This is a genomic window from Burkholderia sp. MSMB1588 (assembly GCF_001546925.1).
GTDB lineage: Bacteria > Pseudomonadota > Gammaproteobacteria > Burkholderiales > Burkholderiaceae > Burkholderia > Burkholderia humptydooensis.
Map to the genome: position 1 here is coordinate 2,383,296 of NZ_LNJS01000001.1, position 19,502 is coordinate 2,402,797.

General features: G+C 69.4%; 17 protein-coding genes. 5 read left to right on the top strand and 12 right to left on the bottom strand.

Annotated elements, in window-relative coordinates:
- Nucleotides 1-50: 50 nt before the first annotated feature.
- The 3 genes from WS92_RS22545 to WS92_RS22555 all read right to left on the bottom strand — a co-directional run bounded on the left by WS92_RS22545 (nt 51) and on the right by WS92_RS22555 (nt 3,031).
- Nucleotides 51-881 (bottom strand): 3',5'-nucleoside bisphosphate phosphatase, encoded by an 831-nt coding sequence (locus WS92_RS22545; RefSeq protein WP_059929235.1) that lies wholly within the window; start codon nt 879-881, stop codon nt 51-53.
- Nucleotides 882-1,104: 223 nt separating this feature from the next.
- Nucleotides 1,105-1,995, bottom strand: a complete 891-nt coding sequence (locus tag WS92_RS22550; RefSeq protein ID WP_059929313.1) for an alpha/beta fold hydrolase — start codon at nt 1,993-1,995, stop codon at nt 1,105-1,107.
- A 217-nt stretch (nt 1,996-2,212) separates the two neighbouring features.
- A complete protein-coding gene (locus WS92_RS22555) occupies nt 2,213-3,031 on the bottom strand; it encodes a ferritin-like domain-containing protein (RefSeq protein WP_059929315.1) in 819 nt (272 codons plus the stop codon).
- A 175-nt stretch (nt 3,032-3,206) separates the two neighbouring features.
- Between WS92_RS22555 and WS92_RS22560 the strand changes: the two genes are divergently transcribed.
- From WS92_RS22560 to WS92_RS22570, 3 genes are all read left to right on the top strand, one after another.
- The gene (locus WS92_RS22560; protein ID WP_006025977.1) at nt 3,207-3,731 is read left to right on the top strand and encodes a gamma carbonic anhydrase family protein; all 525 of its coding nucleotides are present in this window, start codon (nt 3,207-3,209) and stop codon (nt 3,729-3,731) included.
- A gap of 38 nt (nt 3,732-3,769) precedes the next feature.
- Nucleotides 3,770-4,720, top strand: coding sequence for an Hsp33 family molecular chaperone HslO (hslO, locus tag WS92_RS22565; protein ID WP_015602261.1), 951 nt, complete (start codon nt 3,770-3,772; stop codon nt 4,718-4,720).
- Between the two features lie 95 nt (nt 4,721-4,815).
- Nucleotides 4,816-5,160 carry a hypothetical protein gene (locus WS92_RS22570; RefSeq protein WP_006025975.1) on the top strand — a complete coding sequence of 115 codons (345 nt, stop codon included), beginning with the start codon at nt 4,816-4,818 and terminating at the stop codon, nt 5,158-5,160.
- Nucleotides 5,161-5,237: 77 nt separating this feature from the next.
- Here WS92_RS22570 and ftsB read toward each other — a convergent pair whose 3' ends face one another.
- The 9 genes from ftsB to WS92_RS22615 form a co-directional block, all read right to left on the bottom strand.
- Nucleotides 5,238-5,669, bottom strand: coding sequence for a cell division protein FtsB (ftsB, locus tag WS92_RS22575; RefSeq protein WP_009912938.1), 432 nt, complete (start codon nt 5,667-5,669; stop codon nt 5,238-5,240).
- Nucleotides 5,670-5,760: 91 nt separating this feature from the next.
- On the bottom strand, nt 5,761-7,044 hold the full coding sequence (eno, locus tag WS92_RS22580; protein WP_006025973.1) for a phosphopyruvate hydratase: 1,284 nt from the start codon (nt 7,042-7,044) through the stop codon (nt 5,761-5,763).
- 103 nt (nt 7,045-7,147) lie between these two features.
- Entirely contained in the window at nt 7,148-8,002 is an 855-nt protein-coding gene (gene kdsA / locus WS92_RS22585; RefSeq protein WP_006025972.1) for a 3-deoxy-8-phosphooctulonate synthase, read from the bottom strand.
- Nucleotides 7,999-9,660: a CTP synthase gene (locus WS92_RS22590; protein WP_006025971.1), complete on the bottom strand. Its 1,662-nt coding sequence runs from the start codon at nt 9,658-9,660 to the stop codon at nt 7,999-8,001. Before WS92_RS22590 ends, kdsA begins: the two co-directional genes overlap by 4 nt.
- A 168-nt stretch (nt 9,661-9,828) precedes the next feature.
- The gene (locus WS92_RS22595) at nt 9,829-10,656 is read right to left on the bottom strand and encodes an alpha/beta fold hydrolase (protein WP_059929238.1); all 828 of its coding nucleotides are present in this window, start codon (nt 10,654-10,656) and stop codon (nt 9,829-9,831) included.
- 36 nt (nt 10,657-10,692) lie between these two features.
- Entirely contained in the window at nt 10,693-13,260 is a 2,568-nt protein-coding gene (locus WS92_RS22600) for a DNA internalization-related competence protein ComEC/Rec2 (protein ID WP_059929241.1), read from the bottom strand.
- Nucleotides 13,261-13,313: 53 nt separating this feature from the next.
- Nucleotides 13,314-14,102, bottom strand: coding sequence for a TatD family hydrolase (locus WS92_RS22605; protein WP_059929244.1), 789 nt, complete (start codon nt 14,100-14,102; stop codon nt 13,314-13,316).
- A 4-nt stretch (nt 14,103-14,106) separates the two neighbouring features.
- A complete protein-coding gene (gene lolD, locus WS92_RS22610) occupies nt 14,107-14,856 on the bottom strand; it encodes a lipoprotein-releasing ABC transporter ATP-binding protein LolD (RefSeq protein WP_045554832.1) in 750 nt (249 codons plus the stop codon).
- On the bottom strand, nt 14,849-16,102 hold the full coding sequence (locus tag WS92_RS22615; RefSeq protein WP_006025966.1) for a lipoprotein-releasing ABC transporter permease subunit: 1,254 nt from the start codon (nt 16,100-16,102) through the stop codon (nt 14,849-14,851). Before WS92_RS22615 ends, lolD begins: the two co-directional genes overlap by 8 nt.
- A gap of 400 nt (nt 16,103-16,502) precedes the next feature.
- Between WS92_RS22615 and WS92_RS22620 the strand changes: the two genes are divergently transcribed.
- Together WS92_RS22620 and recJ are read left to right on the top strand one after the other, a co-directional pair.
- Entirely contained in the window at nt 16,503-17,579 is a 1,077-nt protein-coding gene (locus WS92_RS22620; RefSeq protein WP_015602068.1) for a hypothetical protein, read from the top strand.
- A 15-nt stretch (nt 17,580-17,594) separates the two neighbouring features.
- Nucleotides 17,595-19,289: a single-stranded-DNA-specific exonuclease RecJ gene (recJ, locus tag WS92_RS22625; RefSeq protein ID WP_059929247.1), complete on the top strand. Its 1,695-nt coding sequence runs from the start codon at nt 17,595-17,597 to the stop codon at nt 19,287-19,289.
- Nucleotides 19,290-19,502 lie beyond the last annotated feature (213 nt).

The window sequence follows — 19,502 nt, forward strand, 5'->3', positions numbered from 1 at the left end:
ATGGATCGGCGCGCGCGTGCCGCGGCCGGATGTGCTGCCGGCAAACGCCGCTACAGCCAGCGCTCCCAGACGGGCTTGAGATCGGACGGCAGCGGCGGCAGGCTGCCGAGCTCGGTGCGCCCTTCTCCCGGCGCGTGAAAATCGGAGCCGCGCGACGCCTCGAAGCCGAAGCGCCGCGCGACGTCCGCGTATTCGCGGTACTGGTCGGGCGTGTGGCTGCCCGTCACGACCTCGATCGCGACGCCGCCCAGATCGATGAACTCGCCGAAGAACGCGTCGAACTCGACGCTCGTGTACGCATAGCGGCCCGGATGCGCGATGACCGCTTCGCCGCCCGCCTGCCGGATCCACGTGACGGCGTCCGACAGCTTCGCCCAGCGGTGCGCGACGTAGCCCGGCTTGCCGTCGCCGAGATAGCGGTCGAACACGTCGGATATCGACGCCGCGTAGCCCTTGTCGACGAGAAAGCGCGCGAAGTGGGTGCGCGAGATCAGATCGGGATTCGACACAAAGCCGAGCGCGCCTTCGTAGGCCCCCTCGATGCCGAGCGCGGCGAGCGCGTCGCCGATCGCGACCGCGCGCGCCGCGCGGCCGTTGCGGGTGCGGCGGAGCCCGTCGACGAGCGCGGGGTTCTGCGGATCGATGTTCAGGCCGACGATGTGCACGGTGCGCGACGCCCACGTCACGGAAATCTCGACGCCGTGCAGATAGCGCATGCCGAGCGCCTCGGCGGCTTCACGCGCGGCGCGCTGGCCGCCGACCTCGTCATGATCGGTCAGCGCCCACAGCGTGACGCCGCCCGCGTGCGCGCGGCGCGCGACGTCGGCGGGCGCGAGCTGACCGTCGGAAACGTTCGAATGGCAGTGGAGATCGGCGTTCATCGTGGGCGTCGGAGGCTAAGCGTTCATTCTACTGCAACGCGCAAATTCGCCGCAGACGCTCAGCCGGCGGGACCGCGAACGGCGGCGGACCCGGCGAGCCGGCGCGCGGCCGCCCTTCCTTCGCCCTTCGCTCGTCGCCTTCGGTCTTTCGCCTTCAGATTTTCGCCGCCCACCGATTCGCCGATTCGCCGCCCCGCCCGGATCGACGCCCCTCGAAATCGGCTCAGGCGCAGAACGCCTCGATCAGCGCCGCGATCTGCTCCGGCTGGTCGTGATGGACCATGTGTCCCGCGTCTTCGACGAGCTTCTCGCGCCAGTCGGCGAACGCCGCAAAGCGCGCCTTGAACTCGGGAATCGGAATCTCGCCCGCCAGAAACGCGAACGTCGGCGAATCGACGGCCTCGACGTGCAGCACCTTCGCGCGCACCTTCGCCCAGATCGCCATCACCTCGTCGAGCCTGTACAGCAGCGGGCCGCGCAGCTTGTGCGCGGGATCGGCGAGCAGCCGGTACTGGCCATCCGCATCGCGCGTCGACCAGTGCGCGGCGAGAAACGCCGCGCGGCGCGGCTCGAGGCGCGGATTCGTCTTCACGAGGCGCGCGGCGACGTCTTCGAGCGACGCGTAACGCTTGAGCGTCGGCGGCGTGCGCAGCTCGTCGAGCCATTGCTCGAGGCGCCGCGGCGCCTGCTCGGCGCGCGCGGGCGCGAGCCCGAAGCCCTCCAGATCGACGACTCGCCGCACCCGCCGCGGCCGCGCGCCCGCATACAGGCACACGACGTTCGCGCCCATGCTGTGGCCGACGAGGTTTACCTCGCCTTCCGGCGTGTAGTGATCGATCAGCGCATCGAGGTCCGCCAGGTACTCGTGGAACCAGTAATGGCCGCCGCCTTGCGCGGCGACCGGCCAATCGGACAGGCCGAAGCCGCGCGCGTCGGGCGCGATCACCTGCCAGTCGCCCGCGAGCGCGTCGACGACGAACTGGAACGACGCGGCGACGTCCATCCAGCCGTGCAGCATGTAGAGTGTCGGCGCATCGGGCCGCCCCCAGCGGCGCACATGCAGCTTCACGCCGCGAACCGTGACGAAATCGGAGACAGATTGAGTGGAGTGCATCGCAACCGCCAAAAAAGAATGACCGTTCGATTATATCGATCCGGCCCGTCCGGCGTATGGCGAGTCGCAAGGCCGGGCGCGTGTCGAGACACTTCTCCAGGGTCTGTTCACGCTGATGACGGGCGTGAACAGACCCTGGGCCACGCCGATGCGGGCGTCGGGCGTGGCGCAACCCGCCCCGCCGTGCCGAACGAGCCAAACTGAGCCGGCACCCGCGTCATCCCTTCGGATCGACGTCCTGCGCCACGAGCGCATTCAATTCGTCGTCGGTAAAGCCCGCGGCGCGCCGTGCATCGACATTGAACGGGCCGCGCAGCCGCGGCGCCCGATACTGCTCGGCGAGCCGTTCGTAGGTCGCATGCGGATCGAACCCGGCGTCGTCGCACAGATGGCGAAACCAGCGATTGCCGATCCCTACGTGGCCGATCTCGTCGCGCAGGATCACGTCGAGAATCGCCGCCGACGCATGATCGCCCGCCTGCTGAAGCCGCGCACGGATCGGCGGCGACGCGTCGAGCCCGCGCGCCTCGAGCGTGCGCGGCACGAGCGCCATCCGCGCAAGCACGTCGCCCGCGGTCCGCTCGCACATCTCCCAGAGGCCGTCGTGCGCCGGAAAATCGCCGTACGCGTGCCCGAACTCGGCAAGACGCGCGGCGAGCAGCGAGAAGTGGTGCGCCTCCTCCGCGGCGACTTTCAGCCAGTCCGCATAGAACGCCGCGGGCATCCGCGCAAAGCGCCATACCGCGTCGAGCGCGAGATTGATTGCGTTGAATTCGATGTGCGCGAGCGCATGCAGCAGCACGACCCGCCCTTGCGGCGAGCGCATGCTGCGCCGCTCGAGCCGGCGCGGCTCGACGAGCTCCGGGCGAACCGGCCGCCCGGGCAGGCCGTGCTCGGGCGCGCTCAGCTCGCGCTCGGGGAACGCCGCCGCGCGGCCGTCGATGAGCGCCGAGCGCAGCTCGACGACGAGCGCGGCCTTGCGCGCGGGATCGGGTTCGCAAAGCGCGGCAAGTGCGTCGCTGCGCACGCAGCGCAACGGTTCGGGCGACGAAATCGAGACGGATGACATGAGAAGACGACATGCTCGCACGCTGCGCGCGCGAACGACCGGGACAACCGTTTACAATAAAAGATTCGATGCGCCGCATCCAGGCGCGACGCAACCGCGCGCCATTGTACCGGCCGCCCAGACAAGGCCCAAGGGAGACATCGTGACCATCTACAAGCTCGGCGACAACGCCCCGTCCATCCACGAAAGCGTGTTCGTCGCGGACAGCGCGACGATCGTCGGCAAGGTCGTGCTGGAAGAGAACGCGAGTGTCTGGTTCGGCGCGACGATCCGCGGCGACAACGAGCCGATCACGGTCGGCGCCGGCAGCAACGTGCAGGAAGGCGCGGTGCTGCACACCGATCCGGGCTGCCCGCTCACGATCGCGCCGAACGTGACGGTCGGCCATCAGGCGATGCTGCACGGCTGCACGATCGGCGAGGGCTCGCTGATCGGCATTCAGGCCGTGATCTTGAATCGCGCGGTGATCGGCCGCAACTGTCTGGTCGGCGCGGGCGCGGTGATCACCGAGGGCAAGGCGTTTCCCGACAATTCGCTGATTCTCGGCGCGCCGGCGAAGGTCGTGCGTACGCTGTCCGACGAGGACGTCGCGCGGATGCACATGAACACGAAGAGCTACGCGATGCGGCGCGCGTATTTCAAGGAGCAGCTCGTGCGGATCGGCTGAACCGCCGCGCACGAGCCGTTTGATCGTCGAGGGAAAAAGTGAGCGACCAGTTACAGAAATTCATGTTCAACGCGGCCCCGGTGCGCGGCGAGATCGTCTCGCTGCGCAACACGTGGCAAGAGGTGCTCACGCGCCGCGACTATCCGACGCCCGTGCGCAACGTGCTCGGCGAGATGATGGCGGCGTGCGCGCTGCTGTCGGCAAATCTCAAGTTCGACGGCACGCTCATCATGCAGATCTTCGGCGACGGTCCGTTGAAGATGCTCGTCGTCCAGTGCAGCTCGGACCTCGCGATGCGCGCGACCGCGAAGTTCTCGGGCGACGCCGCGCGGGCCGTCGGCGACGACACTTCGTTCGCGGACCTGATCAACGCGAGCGGCCACGGCCGCTGCGTGATCACGCTCGATCCCGCCGACAAGCGGCCCGGCCAGCAGCCGTATCAGGGCATCGTGCCGCTGAACGGCGAGGACGGCCAGCTCGCGTCGATCGCCGACGTGCTCGAGCATTACATGCGGCACTCCGAGCAGCTCGACACGCGCCTCTGGCTCGCCGCCGATCACGATCGCGCGGTCGGCGTGCTGCTGCAGAAGCTGCCGGGCGACGGCGGCATCGTGCCGCGCGTCGAGGAGACCGATACGGATACGTGGGAGCGCGTCTGCACGCTCGGCGGCACGCTGTCGTCGAAAGAGCTGCTCGAAGTGGAACCCGAGACCGTGTTCCGGCGTCTGTTCTGGCAGGAGAACGTGCAGCACTTCGAACCGACGGCCACGCGCTTCCAGTGCACGTGCTCGCGCGAGAAGGTCGGCGGGATGCTGCGCATGCTCGGGCGCGTCGAGATCGACGGCGTGATCGAAGAGCGCGGCCATGTCGAGATCCACTGCGAATTCTGCAATCAGCGCTACGAATTCGATCCGGTCGACGTCGTCCAGCTATTCTCGACGCCCGAGCTCGGCGCCGGCGTCGCGCCCGCCGCCGCGCAACGGCACTGATTCGCCCGCGAGCAAACGGACAAACGAGCAAGCGGGCAATGCGCCGCGCCGCCGTCCGGCAAGCGCGGCGCCGGCACAAGCCAGGAGGCAGCAGCATGAAACCGATTCTCGTTCGCGCCGCGCCGCTCGCGGCGCTCGTTGCGGCCGCGTCGCTGAGCGGATGCGTCGCGCCGCCGTCGACGACGGTCCTGAGTCGTCTGCCCGAGCAGGCGGGCACCCCGGCGCACACGCTCACGCCCGACGAGCGCAAGCGCTACGACGAGATCGACCGGCAGGTGCTGCGCGAGCAGAATGCGGCGATCGCGGCCGAGGACGCGGCGCGCGCCTGGTCGTACTACTATCCGCCGCCCGTCACCTATTACGGCGGCTACTATGGCGGCGGCTGGGGACATGGCTGGGGGTCGGGCTTCAGCTACGGCTACCCGGGCTGGTGGTGGTGAAATCGCCGAATTCCGGCGAATTGAAAACCCACGGGAAACAAAAAATCTTCACCGTGCAACGCCCGGCGGCGCGCCCGTCAGCCGTGCGCCGGCTTGTGCGCCTTGTCGCCGCCGTGCCGCTTCTCGGGCTTTGCGCGCGACACCGGATTCGGCACGACGCGCATCGGCGCGGCCGACACCTCGCCGCGCGTCGACGTCGACGGCTGCGCGTTGCTCTGCGCCGCGGGCGCCGGCGAATTCGGCGACACGAACTGCACGAACACTTCGCCGTCCTTCACCATGCCCATTTCGTAGCGCGCGCGCTCCTCGATCGCCGACGTGCCGCTCTGCAGATCCTGCACCTCGCCCGCAATCCGCTCGTTGCGCAGCTTCGCATCGGCGTTCTTCTGCAACTGGTCGTTCAACTGCTGCCGCAACTCGTGCACCCGCAGCCAGCCGCCGTGCCCCCACCACAACGGGTACTGAATCACGACCAGCAAAGCGATCAGAACGACGGTAACGAGCCGCATGAATAAGCCGCAGATATAAGAAGCGCCGCTTCACGGGATCGCGAAGCGGCGTCATCAGTGAACAAGACCGATAGTAACGCGTTAGCGCGCGTCAGCGCAGGTTGTAGAACGCCGATTTGCCCGGGTAGCTCGCGATGTCGCCCAGGTCCTCTTCGATGCGAAGCAGTTGGTTGTACTTCGAAATGCGATCGCTGCGCGAGAGCGAGCCCGTCTTGATCTGGCCGGCGTTCAGGCCGACTGCGATGTCGGCGATCGTCGAATCCTCGGTTTCGCCCGAACGGTGCGAAATCACGGCCGTGTAGCCCGCGCGCTTGGCCATCTCGATCGCCGCGAACGTTTCGGTCAACGTACCGATCTGGTTGATCTTGATGAGGATCGAGTTCGCGATGCCCTTCTCGATGCCTTCCTTCAGGATGCGCGTGTTCGTGACGAACAGGTCGTCGCCGACCAACTGCACCTTCTTGCCGAGGCGCTCGGTCAGGAGCTTCCAGCCGTCCCAGTCGCTTTCGTGCATGCCGTCCTCGATCGACACGATCGGGAACTTGTCGGCGAGCGTCGCGAGGTAATCGGTGAATTCGGCCGACGACAGTTGCAGGCCCTCGCCCGCGAGCTGGTACTTGCCGTCGTGGTAGAACTCGGACGCCGCGCAGTCGAGCGCGAGCAGCACGTCCTCGCCCGCGCGATAGCCGGCCTTCTCGATCGCCTGCAGGATCGTCGACAGGCATTCGTCGTTGCTGCCGAAGTTCGGCGCGAAGCCGCCTTCGTCGCCGACCGCCGTGCTCATGCCGCGGTCGCCGAGGATCTTCTTCAGCGCATGGAACACTTCCGCGCCGCAACGCAGCGCTTCGCGGAACGTCGGCTGGCTGACCGGAACGATCATGAATTCCTGGATGTCGAGGCTGTTGTTCGCGTGCGCGCCGCCGTTGACGATGTTCATCATCGGCACCGGCAGTTGCATCGCGCCCGAGCCGCCGAAATAGCGGTACAGCGGCAGGCCGGCTTCTTCAGCCGCGGCCTTCGCGACCGCCATCGACACGGCGAGCATCGCGTTCGCGCCGAGGCGCGACTTGTTGTCGGTGCCGTCGAGCTCGAGCAGCGTCTTGTCGAGGAACGCCTGCTCGGACGCGTCGAGGCCCATGATCGCTTCGGAGATCTCGGTGTTGATGTGCTCGACCGCCTTCAGCACGCCCTTGCCGTTGTAGCGGCCGGCTTCGCCGTCGCGCAGCTCGATCGCCTCGCGCGAGCCGGTCGACGCGCCCGACGGCACCGCCGCGCGGCCCATCGTGCCCGATTCGAGCAGCACGTCGCATTCGACGGTGGGATTGCCGCGCGAATCCAGAATTTCGCGGCCGATGATGTCTACGATTGCACTCATGGTTTCCTCTGAAAATGACGATGGTTCCTGTCTTCAGCGACGGCGGCCGATCCGGCGCGGCAGCCGCTCCTGCTACTGACGCGCGCAACGGCCGCCGAGTTCATCAATTGAAATCGTTTTCCAGGAACGGCGCGCGCTTCACCGCCTGATCGAGCGTGACGAGCGTCTCCAGCAGCGCGGCCATCCTGCCGAGCGGCACCGCGTTCGGGCCATCGGACTTGGCCTCGGCCGGATTCGGGTGCGTCTCCATGAAAAGCCCCGCGACGCCCGTGGCGACCGCCGCGCGCGCGAGCACCGGCACGAACTCGCGCTGGCCGCCCGAGCTCGTGCCCTGCCCACCTGGCAGTTGCACCGAGTGGGTCGCGTCGAACACGACGGGCGCGAGCGTCTCGCGCATGATCGCGAGCGACCGCATGTCCGACACGAGATTGTTGTAGCCGAACGACACGCCGCGCTCGCACGCCATGAAGCGGTCTTCCGACAACCCCGCTTCGCGCGCGGCGTCGCGCGCCTTGTCGATCACGTTCTTCATGTCGTGCGGCGCAAGGAACTGGCCCTTCTTGATATTGACGGGCTTGCCCGATTGCGCGCACGCGCGGATGAAATCGGTCTGGCGGCACAGGAACGCGGGCGTCTGCAGCACGTCGACGACGGCCGCCACGGGCGCGATCTCGTCGATCTCGTGCACGTCGGTGAGCACCGGCACGTTCAGTTGGCGCTTCACCTCGGCGAGAATCCGCAGCCCCGCGTCCATCCCGAGCCCGCGAAACGACTTGCCCGAACTGCGATTGGCCTTGTCGTACGAAGACTTGTAAATGAACGGCACGCCGAGCTTCGCGCAGATCTCCTTCAGCCGGCCCGCGGTATCGATCGTCATCTGCTCCGATTCGACGACGCAGGTGCCGGCGATCAGGAAGAACGGCTTGTCGAGGCCGACTTCGAATCCGGCGAGATTCATGCCTTCGCTCCGGCGCGCGCCTGCTGACACGCGAGCGCGGCTTGAACGAACGATTTGAAGAGCGGATGGCCGTCACGCGGCGTCGACGTGAATTCCGGGTGGAACTGGACGCCGACGAACCACGGGTGCATCCCGCGCGACAGTTCCATCATTTCCGGCAGATCCTCGCTCGGCGTGCGCGCGCTGATCACGAGGCCGCCCGCTTCGAGCTGCGGCACGAAGCGGTTGTTGACTTCATAGCGGTGACGGTGGCGCTCGTTCACGTCCTTGCCGTAGATCTCCTCGGCGAGCGTGCCCGGCTTGATCGGGCAGCGCTGCGAGCCGAGCCGCATCGTGCCGCCGAGGTCGGATTCCTCGGTGCGCTTCTCGACCTTGCCCTCGCGGTCGTACCACTCGGTGATCAGCGCGACGACGCGCTCCGGCGTGTTCGAATCGAACTCGGTGCTGTTCGCCTGCTTGAGGCCGACGACATCCCGCGCGAATTCGATGACGGCGAGCTGCATGCCGAGGCAGATGCCGAGATACGGCACCTTCGCCTCGCGCGCGTAGCGCACGGCCGCGATCTTGCCTTCGGTGCCGCGCCGGCCGAAACCGCCCGGCACGAGCACGGCGTCGAGATGCGCGAGGCTCGCGGTGCCGTTCGCCTCGAGCTCTTCCGAATCGATGTACTCGATGTTGACCTTCGTCGACGTGTGGATCGACGCATGACGCAGCGCTTCGATCAGCGACTTGTACGACTCCGTCAGGTCGACGTACTTGCCGACCATCCCGATCGTCACCTCGTGCTTCGGATTCTGAAGCTTCTCGACGAGCCCCGCCCACATGCGCAGGTCGGCCGGCTGCGGATCGAGGCGCAGTTCCTCGCAGATGATGCGGTCGAGCCCCTGGTCGTGCAGCATCTGCGGAATCTTGTAGATGCTGTCGACGTCCCACACCGAGATCACCGCGTCTTCCGGCACGTTCGAGAAGAGCGAGATCTTCTTCGATTCGTCGTCGGGGATCGGGCGATCGGCGCGGCAGAGCAGCACGTGCGGCAAAATGCCGATCTCGCGCAGCTTCTGCACGCTGTGCTGGGTCGGCTTCGTCTTCAGCTCGCCCGCCGTCGCGATGAACGGCACGAGCGTCAGGTGAACGAAGCATGCGCTGTTGCGGCCGAGGCGCAGACTCATCTGGCGCGCCGCCTCGAGGAACGGCAGCGACTCGATGTCGCCCACCGTGCCGCCGATCTCGACGATCGCCACGTCCGGCTCGCCGCAGGTGGCCGACGCCGCGCCGCGCTCGATGAACGCCTGGATCTCGTTCGTGATGTGCGGGATCACCTGGACGGTCTTGCCGAGGTAATCGCCGCGGCGCTCCTTGCGGATCACCGATTCGTAGATCTGGCCGGTCGTGAAGTTGTTGGCCTTGCGCATCTTCGTGCTGATGAAGCGCTCATAGTGGCCGAGGTCGAGATCCGTCTCCGCGCCGTCTTCCGTCACGAACACTTCGCCGTGCTGAAACGGGCTCATCGTGCCGGGATCGACGTTGATGTAAGGATCGAGTTTGAGGAGGGTGACTCTGAGACCGCGCGATTCGAGGATCGCGGCGAGAGAGGCGGCGGCAATGCCCTTGCCGAGGGAGGAAACTACGCCGCCGGTGACGAAAACATATTTGGTCATCGCTGGATGCTCGCGGGAAAAACGGATTATACCGTAAAGGCCGCGCGTCACTCGGCAATCGACGCTCGATCGCCCCCCTTCCCCGTCCGGTTCGAGCGCGCCCGCGCCGCCCGGCCATCCCGCTCCTTCCCGCACCTCGCGGCACGCAAGCCGCGCGCGCCGCCGCGATCATCCGCGCCGCGCGTCGCCGCCGCCTTCCGCCGCGCGCAGCGTATTGATCATGCGCTGCAGCGCGCGCGCGGTCTCGAGCGGCCGCTCCATCGGAAAGAGATGGCTGCCCTCGAGCCATTCGATCCGGCCGCGCACGGCCCGGCGCGTCGCCGCGAGCCCGATCTGGCGGATCTCGCGCGAGCGCGTGCCGGCGAGAAAGCCGACCGGCACGGGCGCGCCGTGCGCGAGGCGCGGGCCGAGCGTGTGCGGCAGCGTCCGGTAGATCATGTATTCGATCTGCCGGTCGAATGCGAGCGCGCGCTCGCCCTTCGCACTCGTCTGCGGAATGCCGTAGTCGATGTAATCGGACAGCATCCGCTCGTCCCAGCGCGCGAACGCGGACTTCGCGCGGAAATGCCGCCACGCGTCGTCGCGGCTCGCCCAATGGACGCGGCGGGTGCGCGTCGCGGCGGCGGGAGACAGGCGCTCGTCGAGCCCCGTCCATTGGCTCACGCGCAGCGCGCTGCTGCGCCAGCCGGCGATCACGGGCGAATCGAGCATCACCACGCCGCGCACCCATTGCGGGCGCTTGAGCGCCGCCATCAGCGACAGATAGCCGCCGAGCGAATGGCCGACGAGCCACACGGGCCGCTCGTACGCGCGGCCGATGTCGTCGAGCAGTTGCTCGACGAGGTGCGGCCAATCGCGCGTCACCGGAAAGCGGCGGTCATGGCCGATCCGCTCGATGAAGCGCAATTCGTAATCGTCCGCGAGCTCGGCGAAGATCGTCCGGTAGACGGACGCCGGAAAGCCGTTCGCATGCGAGAAATGGATGATGTCCTTCAAACGACGCTGTCTCCCTGTCGTAGCCGCCGCACCGCGTCAACGGTCCATCCAGTAGCGCCGGTGCGCGTCCCGGTATCGTACCGGCGCGGGAAGCGCGCCGCTCGGCATCATGTCGATGCGCACCGCGCCGTCGCGGTCGGTGCGCGGCAACTCGATGCCGCGTCCCGCATAGCGCGCCCAGACGGTCGGATGCGGATGGTGAAACCTGTTGGCGTAGCCTACCTGAAATATGGCAATGCGCGGTTCGACCGAATCGAGGAAGGGCTCGGTCGACGACGTGCGGCTGCCGTGGTGCGGAACGACGAGCACCTGCGCGGCGAGCGCGCCGCCCGATCCGGCAACGAGCGCGCGCTCGGAGCGCGCGTCGACGTCGCCCGTCAGGAGCGCCGCACGCTCGCCCGCCGACACGCGCAGCACGCACGACTGCGCGTTCGTCGCGCCGCCCGCGCGCGGGCCGCCGGCGGGCCAGAGCGTCGCGAACTCGACGCCGTCCCAACGCCAGCGCTGCCCCGCCGCGCACGGCAGCGCGTCGGCCACGCCGGCCGCGCGCGCGACGCGCCACAGGCGGTTCGGCGGCGGCAGCCCGCCCGTCACCTGCGCGACCGCGACCGATTCGAGGACGGCGGGCGCGCCGCCCGCGTGATCCGAATCCGCATGGCTCACGACGAGCGCGTCGAGCAGGCGCACGCCCCGTGCGCGCAAAAACGGCACGACGATCCGTTCGCCCGCGTTCGACGCCTCAGGCCCCGGGCCCGCGTCGAACAACAGCGTATGCCGCGCGGTCTCGATCAGCACAGCGGAACCCTGGCCGACGTCGAGCGCCGTCAGCCGGAACGCGCCGTCGGGCGGGGCGAGCGGCGCCGGCACGACAAGCGGCAGCCACGCGAGCGGCGCCGCACCGCGCAGCGGCCAGCCGCGCGGCGTCAGCGCCCACACGACGCCCACCGCTGCCGTGGCGAGCGTGAAGCCGCCCGGCGTCGGCAGCATCCAGACCGTGCGCCCCGCGCCGGCAACCGCATCGAGGAGCCGCATCAGCGTTGCGACGAGCGCATGCGCGAGCGCGTATGCCGAAGCGTCGAGCGGCGCGGGCAGCACGACGCCCGCGAGCACGATCGGCGTGACGAGCGAGCCGACCCACGGAATCGCGAACGCGTTCGCGAGCGGGCCGGCGAGCGGGATCTGCGCGAACCACAGCACGGTAAGCGGCGCGAGCGCGATCGTCACCGCGAACTGCGCCCGCGCGGCATCGCGCAAGCGCTGAACGAGCCGCCCTGCCGCCCGCCTCGCTCCCGTCCACGCCGCGATCCACGCCCGCCCGCGCGCGGCACGCCACCGCTCGCGATGCGACGACGGCGACATGCGTTCGCCCCCTGCGCCTTCGATCAGGCGGCGCAGGTCGTGCGCACCGACGATGTCGCGGGCGTCGCATGCGTCGCGTGCAGCGCTTCGCCCCGACGACACGAACAGGATCGCCGCGACCGCGCAGAACGACAGCCAGAACCCCGCCGACGTCACCGCCCACGGATCGACGAGCAGCACGCAGCCGAGCGCCGCCGCCAGCACCGACGAAGGCGCGAGCGACCGCCCGCTGAGATGCGCGACGCCCGCGGCGGCGAGCATCCACCACGCGCGCTGCGCGGGCACGTTGAAGCCCGCGAGCGCCGCATAGCCGGCGCCGCCGGCGATCGCGCCGAGCGCCGCGACTTTCTGCGCGGACACGACGAGCGGCCAGTTGCGCCCGACATAGCCCGAGCGGCGCCAGAACCCGCCCGCGAGCCACGCGCACAGGCCGCCGACCATCCCGACGTGCAGCCCGGAAATCGCGACGAGATGGCTCGTGCCGGTATCGCGCAGGATGCGCCGGTCATCGTCGGCGATGTCGTCCTGCGCGCCGATCGCGAGCGCGACGACGATCCCGCGATGCGCGGCATCGCCGAGCGCATCGGCGATGCGCCCGCGCAGGCGCGCGCGCAACCGGTCGATCACGGCCGCGATGCCGGGCACGCGCCCCGCGAGCCGCCGCGCATCGTGCGGCGCCGACACGTAGCCAAGCGCCCGGATGCCGCGCGCGAGCCACGCCGCCTCCGCGTCGCGCACGCCGAAATTCGCCTCGCCGTGCGGGCGCTTCAGACGCACGCGCAACCGCCATCGGTCGCCCGGCACGAACTCGGGCGGCGACGCGGCCGCGCGGCCGAACGCGTACCACGCAAGCGATAGCGTCGCTGGAAACCGCGCGATGCCTGCATCGTTTTCGTCGACGTCGAGCAGGAAACGCGTGCCGTTCGCATCGCGCGACGGCAGTCCGCGCACGGCGCCCGTCACGACGATGTCGCGCCCTTCCCACGGCGCGGGCAGCGCATCGGCGAGCCGCCACTGAGCGCGCGCCGCCGCGTAGCCGAAGCCCGCGAGCGCCGCCGCGCAGCAGCATGCGCAGAACCCGGCCAGTCGCATGCGCGCACGCGCGCCGCCGCGCCATGCGAGCGCGAGCCACACGCACAAGCCGAACGCGAGCACACCGCCCGCCCATGCCGCCGCGCCCGGCAACGCCGCCTGCTGCTGCAGCGCGACGACGCCGAGCGCGAACGCGCCGCACCTCGCCCGCATCGAGCCTCCGTCTTTTCGCGCCGCCCGAGCGACGCCTGTCCGTCACGAATCGATTATGCGGACGAAAGCGCGAGTCGCGGCAGCGCGGCAAGCGCGTTAGCCGAAGTGGATAGGGAAAGCGCGTCGACATCGATGCCGCGCAGCTCGGCGATCACGGCGCCGATGCGCGGCACCTGGTCGGGCGTGTTGCGCTGCCTGTAGCGCCATTCGGGAGGAATGTCGGGCGCGTCGGTCTCGACGACGAGCGCGTCGAGCGGCAGTTGCCCGGCGAGCCGCCTGATCTGCCGCGCACGGCCGAACGTCACGTTGCCGCCGAAACCGAGCTTGAGCCCTTGCGCGAGATACGCGTCGGCCTGCTGGAAACTGCCGTTGAACGCATGCGCGATGCCGCGCCGCACGCCCGCGCGCCGCAGCCCGGCCAGCACGCGATCCTGCGACTTGCGCACGTGACACACGACGGGCAGATCGAAGTCGCGCGCGAGCCGCAACTGCGCGTCGTAGAAGAAGTGCTGCCGGCTCTCGTCGAGCCCCGGCACGAAGTAGTCGAGACCGATCTCGCCGATGCCGACGAAGCGCGGATCGCCGATGCTCGCTTCGATTTCCATCCGCAGCCGGTCGAGATCCTCGTCGCGCGCATTCGGCGTGTACATCGGATGAATGCCGAGCGCGTAGACCGCGCCCCGCGTCGCATGCGCGAGCTCGCGCACCGTCGGGAAATTCATCCGCCCGACGCTCGGAATCACGATGCGCGACACGCCCGCCGCCTGCGCCGCGGCGGCGACGACCTCGCGGTCGGCGTCGAACTCCGGCGCATCGAGATGGCAATGCGTGTCGATCCACATCGCGTCACACCGGCACGGCCGGCTCCTCGTGCAGCACGCCGTCGCGCAGCCGCAGGATGCGGTCGCAGCGCGCGGCGAGATCCGGATCGTGCGTGACGATCACGAAGCTCGTGTCGAGCGTTCTCGACAGCTCGAGCATCAGATGGAACACGTGATCGGCGGTCGAGCCGTCGAGGTTGCCCGTCGGCTCGTCGGCGAGCACGCACGCGGGCTTCGTGACGAGCGCGCGCGCGATCGCGACGCGCTGCCGCTCGCCGCCCGACAGCTCGCCCGGCCGGTGCTTCGCGCGCGCGCCGAGCCCCACCTGCTCGAGCATCTCGCGCGCATGGTGACGCGCCTCCTCGGTCGACATCCGGCGAATTCTGAGCGGCATCGCCACGTTGTCGAGCGCGGTGAACTCCGGCAGCAGATGGTGAAACTGATAGACGAAGCCGAGCGCGCGGTTGCGCAGATCGTTGCGCTCGCGCTCGGCAAGCTGCGTGAACGGCTTGCCGAGCAGCGACACCTGCCCCGCGCTCGGCTCGTCGAGCCCGCCCAGCACGTGCAGCAGCGTGCTCTTGCCCGAGCCCGACGCGCCGACGATCGCGAGCTTCTCGCCGCGCCGCACCGATACCTGCGCGTTGTCGAGCACCTGCACGTTGAAGCCGCCCTGCACGAACGTCTTTGTGATTCCGTGCGCCTCGAGCACGCATTCGCGCTCGGCGCCGCCCTGATGGTTCTGATTCATCGTCTGTTCGAAAACCCGGTCATTCATAGCGCAGCGCCTCCGCGGGGCGCACCTTCGCGCCGCGCCAGCTCGGATAGAGCGTCGCGAGCGCGGACAGCGCGAAAGCGATCACGCCGATCTTGATCACGTCGCCCGCGACGAGCTCGGACGGCAGCTCGCTGATGAAGTACACCGACGGCGGCAGGAACTGCACGCCGAACGCATGCTCGATCATCGGGACGAGCCACGGAATGCTCCACGCGATCAGGCAGCCGAGCGCGACGCCCGTCGCGGTGCCGACGAAGCCGATCGTCACGCCCTGCACGACGAAGATCTTCATGATCGAGCCCGGCTGCGCGCCGAGCGTGCGCAGGATCGCGATGTCCGCCTGCTTGTTCGTCACCGTCATCACGAGCGACGACACGAGATTGAACGCCGCGACCGCGATGATGAGCGTCAGGATGATGAACATCATCCGCTTCTCGATCTGCACCGCGGAGAACCACGTCTTGTTCTGCTGCGTCCAGTCGCGGATGTACAGGTCGCCCGACAGCGTGTGCGCGAGCTCGCGCGCAACCTGCGGCGCCCGCTGCATGTCCGCGAGGCGCAGCCGCACGCCCGTCGGCGCGGGCAGCCTGAAGAGCGCCTGCGCGTCCTGGAGGTCGATCATCGCAAGCGAGCTGTCGTATTCGTAATGGCCGGACTCGAAGATGCCGACCACCGTGAACTGCTTCAGGCGCGGCATCATCCCGGCCGGCGTGATCGTGCCCTCCGGCGCGACGAGCGTGACCTTGTCGCCGACGCCCACGCCGAGATTGCCCGCGAGCGCGTTGCCGAGCACGATCCCGAACTGGCCGGGCGCGAGCGCCGTGAGCGCGCCCGCCTTCATGTCCTTGCCGATGTCGGACACCTGCGGCTCGAGCGACGGCTCGACGCCGCGCAGCATCACGCCGCTCACCGCGTCCTGGCGCGTGAGGAGCGCCTGCGCGTCGACGTACGGCGCCGCGCCGATGACCGCCTTGTTCAGGCGCGCTTCCTTCGCGGTCAGTTGCCAGTCGGGCATCGAGCCCGTCGGCGAGAAGATCTCGACGTGCGCGAGCACCGACAGCATCCGGTCGCGCACCTCTTTCTGGAAGCCGTTCATCACCGACAGCACGACGATGAGCGCCGCGACGCCGAGCGCGATCCCGAGCATCGACACGAGCGCGATGAAGGAAATGAAGCCGTTGCCGGTCGTGCGTTTGCCGGCGCGCGTGTAGCGCCAGCCGATCTGCCATTCGTACGGAAGTTTCAAGCGTATCCTTTCTGCTGGTTGAGACGCCGCGCGCCGCGCGAATCCGCGCGCAGGAACCGGGCGGACCCGATTACGCGCGCAGTGTGCCACACAATGCTTAATCGACCCTGAAAACGTTCCGGATCGGCGAAACGCGTTCGGGCTGCACACGCAACAGCGCATGCAGCGGCGATCCGCGATCGGTCGCCCCCGCGCCCGGGCACGATCGATGCATCGTCGGCCGGCCGGCGGATGGGCTGCGCCACGGGCTCGCCGGCGAGCGGCACGCACGATGTCCACGCTCACGACGCGCGCGGCGCCGGTCGACAATTTTACCCACCCGCCCCCTCGCGCCGCGCGTCCGGCTCGCAGCGCGCCGTCGGCGACCGGCCTTGCCGTTTGGCCTACAATGCGCACCATCATGCGTGCCCAACGTCTTCATTTCCTCGTGCCCTTCGCGCTGCCGTCGGCCGCCGACGCCGCGTCTTCCCTCCATACGCTCGACAGCCCCGCGCTCGCGAAGCTCGTCGCCCGCGCGCGGCTCGTCGAGCACACGGTCGGCGAAGACTTCCAGCGCACGCTGCCGCACGAGCGCTGGCTCGCGCGCCGGTTCGGCGCGATTGCCGACGACGCCGACGACGCGCCGCTCGCGCCGTACATGCTCATGGCCGACGGCGGCGCGCCCGGCGGCGACACGTGGGCGTGCGTCGAGCCCGTGCACGTGCGGATCGCGACCGACCATCTCGTGCTGATCGATCCCGCATCGCTTGAGATCGGCGACGACGAAGCCGCCGCACTCCTCGACAGCGCGCGTCCGCTGATCGAGGAGCTCGGCGTGAAGGTGCAGGCGCCGCGCGCGTCGCGCTGGTATCTGTCGAGCCCGCAGCTCGCCGGCCTCGCGGGCGCCGCGCCGCTGCGCGCGAGCGGCCGCAACATCGAGATCTGGCTGCCGCACGAGACGCAGACGGGCGAACGCTCACGCGCGTGGATGAAGCTGCAGAACGAAGTGCAGATGGCCTGGTTCCGGCATCCCGTCAACGAGGCGCGCGAGGCGCGCGGCTACCCGGCCGTCAATTCGATCTGGTTCCATGCGCAAGGCGCGATGAAGCCCGTGACACGTCCGTTCGCGCGCGTGCTGTCGCGCTCGCCGGCCGCCCGCGGGCTCGCCCTCGCCGCGGGCGCGGCCGCAGGCGAGCCGCCCGCCGCGCTCGACGCGCTCACAGCCGGCGCCGCGTCGCAGCCGGACGGCGCGACGCTCGTCGAGCTCGACGCGCTGACGACGCCGTTCATCGAGCAGGACTGGGCGCGCTGGCACGACGCGCTCGCCGCGCTCGAGCGCGACTGGTTCGCGCCCGCTCTCGACGCGCTCGCGCGAGGCCGCATCGGCGAGCTCGCGCTCACGCTGTGCGGCGACACGAGCGCCGCGACGCTCGCCGCGACGCGCGGCGACCTGCGCAAGTTCTGGCGCCGCCGCGCGCTCGCCTCCCTGTTCGAATAACGACAACCGTTTCGCATGACCCGCATCGTCACCCGCCTAGCCGTCCCCGCCGCGCTCGACGCGCTCGCCCGCCACGGGCTGCACCCCGTGCTCGCCCGCCTGTACGCGGCGCGCGGAATCGCGTCGCCCGCCGACGTCGAGACCGCGCTGTCGCGCCTCGCGCCCCCCGCGCAGTTGAAGGGCTGCGCGGATGCCGCCGCGCTCCTCGCCGATGCGCTCGAAGTCGGCCGCAAGATGCTCGTCGTCGCCGATTACGACTGCGACGGCGCGACCGCCTGCGCGGTCGCCGTGCGCGGCCTGCGGATGTTCGGCGCGAAGATCGACTACCTCGTGCCGAACCGCTTCGAATACGGCTACGGGCTCACGCCCGAGATCGTCGAGCTCGCGGCCGCGAGAAAGCCCGATCTGCTGATCACCGTCGACAACGGAATCGCGAGCGTCGACGGCGTCGCGGCCGCGAACGAGCGCGGCATCGACGTGCTCGTCACCGATCACCACCTGCCCGGCGACACGCTGCCCGCCGCGCGCGCGATCGTCAATCCGAACCAGCCCGGCTGCGCATTCCCGAGCAAGCACATCGCGGGCGTCGGCGTGATGTTCTACGTGCTGCTCGCGCTGCGCGCCGAGCTGCGCGCGCGCGGCGCGTTCGGCGAGCGCCGCCCCGAGCCTCGGCTCGACGGCCTCCTCGACCTCGTCGCGCTCGGCACGGTGGCCGACGTCGTGCGCCTCGACGGCAACAATCGCGTGCTCGTCGCGCAGGGCCTGCAGCGGATTCGCAACGGACGGATGCAGCCCGGCGTCGCGGCGCTCTTTCGAGCGGCCGCGCGCGACGCGCGCAGCGCATCGGGCTTCGATCTCGGCTTCGGCCTCGGCCCGCGCCTGAACGCGGCGGGCCGCCTGTCGGACATGTCGCTCGGCATCGAATGCCTGACGACCGACGACATCGGCCGCGCGTGGGAGCTCGCGCAGCAGCTCGACGCGATGAACCGCGAGCGGCGCGAGATCGAGGCCGGCATGCAGCAGCAGGCGCTCGCCGATCTCGCATCGGTCGATCCCGCCGAAGCGGCGACGATCACGCTCTTCAATCCCGAATGGCACCAGGGCGTGATCGGGATCGTCGCGGGGCGGCTGAAGGAGCGCTTCCACCGGCCGGCGTTCACGTTCGCGCACGCGGACGACGGCGGCGCGCGCGTGAAGGGCTCCGGCCGCTCGATCCCCGGCTTCCATCTGCGCGACGCGATCGACCTGATCTCGAAGCGCGAGCCCGATCTGATCGTCACGTTCGGCGGCCACGCAATGGCGGCGGGCGTCACGCTCGACACCGGAAACGTGCCGCGCTTCGCCGCCGCGTTCGAGGCGGTCGCGCGCGAATGGCTGACCGACGACGCGCTCGCGCGCGTGATCGAGACGGACGGCGATCTCGAGGACGCGTACTTCACGCCGCAGGTCGTCGAGCTGCTCGATGCCGCCGTCTGGGGCCAGGGCTTCCCGGCGCCGCTCTTCTCCGGCGAATTCGACGTCGCGTCGCAGGCGCTCGTCAAGGACAAGCACCTGAAGCTGCAATTGATGCGCGGCCGCCAGCGCTTCAACGCGATCTGGTTCAACCATGCGGAGCCGCTGCCCGCGCGCGCGACGGTCGCGTTCCGGCTTGCGAGCGACACGTGGAACGGGATGACGCGCGTGCAGTTGATCGTCGAGCACGCGGCGTAACGCGAGCGGCCGCTCGATGCCCTTCGATGCCGCGCGCCGATCCGTCGCGGATTCCTGACGCCCCGAATCCGCGCGTCCCGCCCCCGCGCCGCGCGCGGCCGCCCGCCCGGCGCCGTACCGGCCGCCTCCCCCGATCGGCTATAATTTCCCCTTTTCACGAAGCATCAAAAGCGAACAAGATCATGGAAGCGGAACGTCTGAACGCGATCGAAA